Here is a 6,673-nt window from a genome sequence, read left to right as displayed (position 1 = left end):
ACCCAGCGAACCGCCTACAGAGGAACCCAGCGAACCGCCTACAGAGGAACCCAGCGAACCGCCTACAGAGGAACCCACTGATGATGGCGGGGTCGAAGTGAGCCTTCCCACTCCCCCAGAAGTGCCGTTTTCTCCATCGAACATCCCGTTGCAGACGGAACAGCCCATCAGCGAAGACGAAGACGATGGCGAAACTGGCGAGGTTACAGATGAAGGTAGAGACCGCACGTTGGGCGTACCGGGCGAAACCGGTGAGTTCGATGTTCCCTTACCCAGCGATCGCGCCCTAGAGGAAGAAGATTGTTTCTGTCCGCCTTTTCCCCCAGCGCCACAGGTGGTGTTTAACGCACCCGCACAACGTCCCCAAGTGGCAGTGGAACTGCTCGGCATTCCCGAAAGTGAAGAACTGATCGGAGACCTTCAAGATGAAGCCCTCCTCGGGTTTGGCGGCAATGATTTCCTCTGGAGTCAAGACGGAGAAGATATCCTGTATGGCGATATCGGTAATGATTATATGCTGGGTGGCTTGGGCAGCGATCGCCCCGTGGATGCTCAGCTACAGGAAGATCGCCTAGAAGGCGGTAAAGGCAGCGATCGCATGAACGGTAACGAAGGGAACGATACCCTCTACGGCGGACAAGGTAACGATCGCATTCACGGCGGCAAAAATGACGATCGCATATTCGCTAACCGAGGTAGCGACGTGGTATATGGCGACCTCGGCCAAGATACAATGATGGGCGGGAATGGTAGCAACCCCGCAAACGGCGAGCGCGACGTGCTACTCGGCAACCAAGGAGACGACCTGCTCAATGGTAACGAAGGGCAAGATTTGATCTATGCCGGAAAAGAGAACGATATCGCCTACGGTGGCAAGCATGGCGATCGCATCTATGGCGATCTCGATAATGACACCCTCCTCGGCGATCTCGGCGACGATCGCATCTTTGGCGGCACCCAGGATCCCACTGTTCCCGACCCGGAAGGAGATGATATCCTGTATGGCAGGGGTAGCAACGACGACCTCAATGGCAATCAAGGAAACGATAGCCTCTCTGGCGGCGATGGAAACGATCTCATGCATGGCGGCAAAGATAACGACCTGCTGTGCGGTGACACCGGCGACGATCGGCTATTCGGCGATCGCGGTGACGACAGTCTCTATGGCGGCGATGGAAACGACACCATCCGAGGTGGTATCGGTAGCGCCGATGGCAGCGAATCCGATAGCGATCGCGATAAATTGTGCGGTGGCAACGGCAATGACTGGCTCGAAGGTAACGGCGGATCTGACATCCTCAACGGCAGCGATGGTAACGATATGCTGTATGGCGGTCGAGAAAGCGATAGTTTAATCGGTGGCGCAGGTGCCGATATGCTCAGTGGCGACCAAGGAGATGACACGCTCACAGGCGGTAGCGACAGCGATCGCTTTGTCCTCCAACCCGACGGCGGCAACACCGTCATCACCGACTTTACCGACGGTGAAGATATCCTCGCCTTAGCCGATGGATTAACCTTCGATCGCCTCACCGTCACCGAAACCAATGGCGGAACCGCGATCGGTGTGGATAACCAAACCCTCGCCATTTTGAATAACCTGCAACCTAGCGCGATCGGCGAGTCAGACTTCACGTTAATCTAATCGCGAATCTGTCCGCTTGACCTCCCTTGTGTACCTGCAGATGTTACCCCCGCCGTATTCCGGTGGGGGTTTTCAACTTATATAGCAAAAAAAGCGGGCGATTTCAATCGCGCCGAGGCACAAGCTTGCGTCCGCATGACAAGGACTCATATCACACCACAAGCGGATTAATTCCTCGTTCCCAGGCGATCGCCTGGGAACGCCGATTCCGAGGTTACGCGAACCCACCTTGTGCGAAATTCACGGCGATCGCCAATCCGATTGCCGCGATCGCGCCAATCGTGGTATTAATGATATTCACCACCTCATTGGTCATCCAGCTCACCTTATCCTGGAGCGTCGCGCCGATCAGACTCTCCATAGTGGTAGCCACAAACGCTGCAATAACACATAATACCAAACCTGTCAAGTCAATCGAACCCACAACATAACCCACCACCGCGATCGCCGCCGACGCCACCACACCGGCGATCGTGCCTTCCAACGAAACCGCCCCCTCGGTTCCCTTCGGCACCGATTGCAAAGTGGTAATCAAAAACGTGCGCTTTCCATACACCTTGCCCACCTCACTCGCCGTGGTATCCGACAGTTTCGTACTAAAACTCGCCACATAGCCCAGCAACAACAGCGGAATCACCCCCTGCGCCTGAGCAACCGACGGCGACAAGACCTGCACCGCCAACACGCCCAAGGCACACAGCGCCGCCGTCAGCGCCGACCCCCAGACATTTTCCGGTCCGCGCGCCCCCGATCGCTTCTGTGCAATTCCCTCCGCCTCCTTTTGCGCGATTCCGATGCGCGTCACCGCCGAACCCACGATAAAATAAAACCCGACCACCAGATAACCGCGCCAACCCAAGCTTCCCCATATCAGCACCCCCAAAATCCAAGCGTGAATCACCCCCCCTAGGGTGAGCAACTTTTTCGGCAAAACATAGACGATCGCCAGCAAAATCGTATTTAATCCCACAGCCACCAGCCAAGGATTCCAGAACCCGGAATAATGAAAAAGAACCTCTGAATCAAGCATGTTGAATTTAACCGTACTATGGACAAAGTATTATTTCATCTTGCCTTCCCCGTCGCCGATATCGCCAAAACCAAAGAATTTTATGGCGAAGGTCTCGGTTGCCACATCGGGCGGGAATCCCCCAGCGCCGTTATTCTGAATTTGTATGGCAATCAACTGGTGGCCCACCTGACGAAAGACCCCCTCACCCCGCAAAAAACCATTTATCCGCGCCACTTTGGCTTGATTTTCCATGCACAAGCCGACTGGGAAGCCTTGCTGCAGCGGGCCGAGCAACAAAACTTAACCTTTCGCGAAACCCCGAAGCGCCGCTTCCCCGGTTCGCCCCTAGAACATCGCACCTTCTTTTTAGAAGACCCATTCTATAATTTACTGGAGTTTAAATATTACTGTCATCCCGAAGCGATTTTCGGTCAAGCCGAATTAACCTCCGTAGGCGATCGGGTGTAATCCCAAATCCGGCGGTGACATGGAGATAGCCCCGCATCATAGAAGGGTAGTAGGTCCGAGACATTGCCCGCCTAAGCGGGCTAATTAGACTCCTTGGACTCGTTAGGCGGATGGACTCGTTCCCCCCTGGGGGGAACGCCCACCCCGAGGCTCCGCCTCCCGATCGCGAAAGTTCGACGTAGCAACACCAACCCTCATCTCCTCCCACATCATCTCCTCCCACATCCGGTTAAAAAAACCCCGCAACCTACAAAGGTGCGGGGATGTTTCCCAACTCAAAAACATTTAATTTGCACAATCTCATGTTTGGATTGCCTGCGACGGTTGCCATCAAAATGCCGCAGACAATCTCCTGACTCGGACTCAATAAACCCGGCCTAATTTAACCTCGAAACCCCACATTTATCCGCTACGGGAGTTTCGAGAGCCTGCACCACCGCCTGCAAACTTTTCCGATGGCGCACCATCATTGCATGAGCGAAAACCGGCAATTTGACCTGTTTCCCCACCGACATTTGAGAGCTACTCGCCGGCACGATAATAAAATCCCAATCGGTCCAGATTGAGGTAAAATTGACTCGTTCCAACAGGGTTGCATCCCGATTCAAATCCGCCAGTAAATCGCTATTCGGACGCATTTGCACGCAGGTGGGACGGCGCAGGGCGTAAGCCATCCAAGTGCCATGATGCGGCGCAGACAAGGTAATAAAGCGCTGCACGCGCTCGATTCCCCCGAGGCGCTGCATGTAATAGCGACTGACGATTCCGCCCATACTCAATCCCACCAAATCGAACGGTTGTTCTGGGGGGAAAGTCCGGTCCACATAGTCAGCCACTTCTCGGGCTAATTCTTCGATGCCGAAGTTGAAGTTATTTAGGGACAGGTTTAAGGCGTAGGCGGACCATCCGCGTCGCCGCAAGTCTTCTTCCATTTTGCGGAACACCCCGGATTGTCGGAAGATGCCGTGAACCAGCAAAACGGGGTTGCGGTGCTGCTGATGTTTCATCCGATTTTTTAGGGTTAAATTTGAGGGGTCAATTGTGCAGGTTTAGTGTTTTTCACGGGTTCGGAGAGGACGCGAGCCACTGCATTTAAACTGCGGCGATCGCTGACCATCCAGCGATGGACTAACACCGGTAATTCAATCTCGCGTCCCACCGGCATTTTGGAACTATGCGCCGGGAGAATCATCATATCGAATGGGGTCCACATGGAGGTAAAATTAATCCGTCCGAGCATATCCACCGCATCGCGATTCAAATCTTGCAAAAATGGACTTTTCGGACGCATTTGCAAGCTACCTTCCAGGTTGAGGGCATAGGCAGTCACGGTTCCGTTATGCGGCGAAGAGATAGTGACGAAACGCTGCACGCGCTCGATTCCCCCGAGGCGCTGGATGTAATAGCGACTGACAATGCCGCCCATGCTAAATCCTACCAAGTCAAAGGGGCGATCTCGACCAAAAACCGCTTCCGCATAATTCGCCACCTGTTCGGCGAGTTTGTCCAAACCCACGGAACTATCATTGGGAATCAGATCCAGGCTATACACCAACCATCCCAATTCCCTTAAATAAGGAGTGACGCGATCGAAAATCGCCGTGGTATCCCAAATCCCATGAACCAATAACACCGGATTTTTGTCAGTTGAACGCTTCATTGCTTCCTTTATCTCTATTTAGCGATAAACTATTTGTGCAGCCCCTTTACCAATCATTGTAGAGGTGTTTTCGCCGACTCGGTGGCTGGCAATTGACGATTAACAATAAACAATCAATCATCTCTCATCTGAGTTGGTTTGATGGCGATCCATCCGGTAATTTCCGCCGCACTTGCAACTTGCACCGGAAATTGTTAAATTTTATTAACAAAGTACCCTGGAATCTTGTGCCAGGAGTTATCAGAACTTCATAATTAGTCCTGACTCAATTTATTTTTCCATCGCCTGAAGCGGTGGGAGCGCGGTCACACAGTTGTCCCGCGCAACCCCCGGTGAAGGCGCGTGCAATTGACCACACAGAAGACACTTTAGGAGTAATTCCCATGTTCGGTTTTATCAAGAAATTGTTCGGCGGCATTTTCAGCTTTTTAGGAAATCTGTTTGGCTTCAAAAAGTCCGAGTATTACCTAGAACTCGATGAGTCTAAAGGCGAACAGCCTGCGGCGAAAGCCGAACCGGCACCGGCACCGGCACCGAAAGCCGAACCGGCCAAGGTAGAAAAACAAGAAAGCGCACCGGCACCGGCACCAAAAGCCGAACCGGCGAAAGCGAAAAAGACGAGCAAGAAAGCGAAGAAAACCGAACAACCCACCCCCGCCGCACCGGCTGCGGCTTATAACGGTAAGGTGATGAGCAAAGAGGAAGTGCAAAAGACCTCGCAAGCCGAGGGCGGATTTGCCGATCGCTATTTGGTTCCTGCTGCTACCACCCCGCGTCGTCGTCCCGGTGCGAATATGAATTCCTACCTGGACATGGCGCGCAATATGCAAATGGCGTCTAAATAGCATCAATTGCGTTCCGGCGTTGAGTCCTGGGTAGGGTGGAACCCACCGGATAACTGGGATTTAGAGCCTCCGTGCTTGTTGATTTTGCTCGCCGTAGCGATCGCCTAATAGCAGGGGGAAATGCGCCCGATTGGGAATTGAGAATCAGGAGAACCGATGAAGTGTTTATGGGTTCGGCTGAGTTCTTAATTCCCAATTTTTCGTTCAAAAGCGGCGGCAGCCACAGACAGAGCAGCCATTGGTGCGGTTAGGGTTCTGAGGATGCGACGTCCCAGAGACACCGGTTCAAACCGGGCGGCGATCGCGGTATCGATTTCCCTGGCGGTCCATCCGCCTTCCGGACCGATCGCGATCGCGATGGTGCCGGTGGCGCGGTTGGGGGTGTCCGCAGGTATTTCCGCCAAGCGATCGAGCAAATGGGTTCCCTCCCCACGGGCCAGGCAAATATAGCGACGCCAAAGCTGACGGGTTTCATTCACCGCCTTGTCAAAAGAAATTGGGTCTACAATTGTGGGAACAAATAGGCGTTCGGATTGTTCCGCCGCTTCCTTAGCAATGCGACGCCAGCGCGTGAGTTTTTGGGCGCTAGGTTTGAGCAAGGTGCGTTCGGTAATTGTAGGCATTAAAGTAGCTACACCCAGTTCGGTAGTTTGACGAACGATATCGTCAAAACCGGTTTTTGGGAGAGCGACAATCAGGGTGACATCAATCGGCAACTCGCGCTCCACGTGAATCGGCTGTAAAATCGTTGCCGAATCGAGACTTGCCGACAACTGAGCCAACCACCAGTGACCTTGCCCATCCATTGAGATAAAGCGATCGCCCGCATTCAAGCGCAAGACCCGAGACAAATAGTGCTGTTGCTCGCGCTCGAGGACAATCCGCGTCGAAAACTGAAGTTGCGACGGTGCGATCGCGAGGCGTTGTAGCCGAGAGAGTTGAGTTGAAGTCAGTTCTATGGAGTTTTCCACGAAAAAAAAGATGGAAGAATGGGAGCCGCGTTACTTTAGTACGCGGAGGAAGTTCGACTCAGGCGGTTTTAA

Annotated in this window: 7 protein-coding genes; 3 read left to right on the top strand and 4 right to left on the bottom strand. The window is 53.5% G+C overall.

All coding sequences use genetic code 11. The features are described from left to right. The coding region (locus tag LKK83_RS01295) for a calcium-binding protein (RefSeq protein WP_324628939.1) at positions 1-1,645 on the top strand (1,645 nt) is incomplete at its 5' end. 214 nt (positions 1,646-1,859) lie between these two features. Here the strand turns inward: LKK83_RS01295 and LKK83_RS01290 are convergent. Next, positions 1,860-2,675, bottom strand: coding sequence for a TIGR00297 family protein (locus tag LKK83_RS01290; protein ID WP_324628938.1), 816 nt, complete (start codon positions 2,673-2,675; stop codon positions 1,860-1,862). Between the two features lie 18 nt (positions 2,676-2,693). On the opposite strand from LKK83_RS01290, the gene LKK83_RS01285 reads away from it, so the two are divergent. After that, positions 2,694-3,125, top strand: coding sequence for a VOC family protein (locus tag LKK83_RS01285; protein WP_324628937.1), 432 nt, complete (start codon positions 2,694-2,696; stop codon positions 3,123-3,125). Positions 3,126-3,502: 377 nt separating this feature from the next. On the opposite strand, the gene LKK83_RS01280 is transcribed toward LKK83_RS01285, so the two are convergent. Together LKK83_RS01280 and LKK83_RS01275 are read right to left on the bottom strand one after the other, a co-directional pair. Continuing rightward, positions 3,503-4,132 carry an esterase/lipase family protein gene (locus LKK83_RS01280; RefSeq protein ID WP_324628936.1) on the bottom strand — a complete coding sequence of 210 codons (630 nt, stop codon included), beginning with the start codon at positions 4,130-4,132 and terminating at the stop codon, positions 3,503-3,505. Positions 4,133-4,146: 14 nt separating this feature from the next. Beyond that, positions 4,147-4,785: an esterase/lipase family protein gene (locus tag LKK83_RS01275; RefSeq protein WP_324628935.1), complete on the bottom strand. Its 639-nt coding sequence runs from the start codon at positions 4,783-4,785 to the stop codon at positions 4,147-4,149. 383 nt (positions 4,786-5,168) lie between these two features. Between LKK83_RS01275 and LKK83_RS01270 the strand changes: the two genes are divergently transcribed. Further along, positions 5,169-5,630 carry a hypothetical protein gene (locus LKK83_RS01270; protein ID WP_324628934.1) on the top strand — a complete coding sequence of 154 codons (462 nt, stop codon included), beginning with the start codon at positions 5,169-5,171 and terminating at the stop codon, positions 5,628-5,630. Between the two features lie 185 nt (positions 5,631-5,815). Here the strand turns inward: LKK83_RS01270 and LKK83_RS01265 are convergent, their stop codons facing one another. Then, entirely contained in the window at positions 5,816-6,601 is a 786-nt protein-coding gene (locus tag LKK83_RS01265) for a 16S rRNA (uracil(1498)-N(3))-methyltransferase (protein ID WP_324628933.1), read from the bottom strand. Between the last annotated feature and the right edge of the window lie 72 nt (positions 6,602-6,673).

The sequence above is a fragment of the Phormidium sp. CCY1219 genome (assembly GCF_035615515.1).
In the GTDB taxonomy this organism is placed as follows: domain Bacteria; phylum Cyanobacteriota; class Cyanobacteriia; order Cyanobacteriales; family Laspinemataceae; genus CCY1219.
Note: the sequence above shows the minus strand (reverse complement) of the source record. Positions and strands in the feature narration are given on the sequence as shown.

Bases quoted from the DNA above. Each gene is read 5' to 3' on its own strand.
- LKK83_RS01270 (WP_324628934.1), top strand. From the start codon at position 5,169: ATGTTCGGTTTTATCAAGAAATTGTTCGGCGGCATTTTCAGCTTTTTA.
- LKK83_RS01275 (WP_324628935.1), bottom strand. From the start codon at position 4,785: ATGAAGCGTTCAACTGACAAAAATCCGGTGTTATTGGTTCATGGGATT.
- LKK83_RS01290 (WP_324628938.1), bottom strand. From the start codon at position 2,675: ATGCTTGATTCAGAGGTTCTTTTTCATTATTCCGGGTTCTGGAATCCT.
- LKK83_RS01285 (WP_324628937.1), top strand. From the start codon at position 2,694: ATGGACAAAGTATTATTTCATCTTGCCTTCCCCGTCGCCGATATCGCC.
- LKK83_RS01280 (WP_324628936.1), bottom strand. From the start codon at position 4,132: ATGAAACATCAGCAGCACCGCAACCCCGTTTTGCTGGTTCACGGCATC.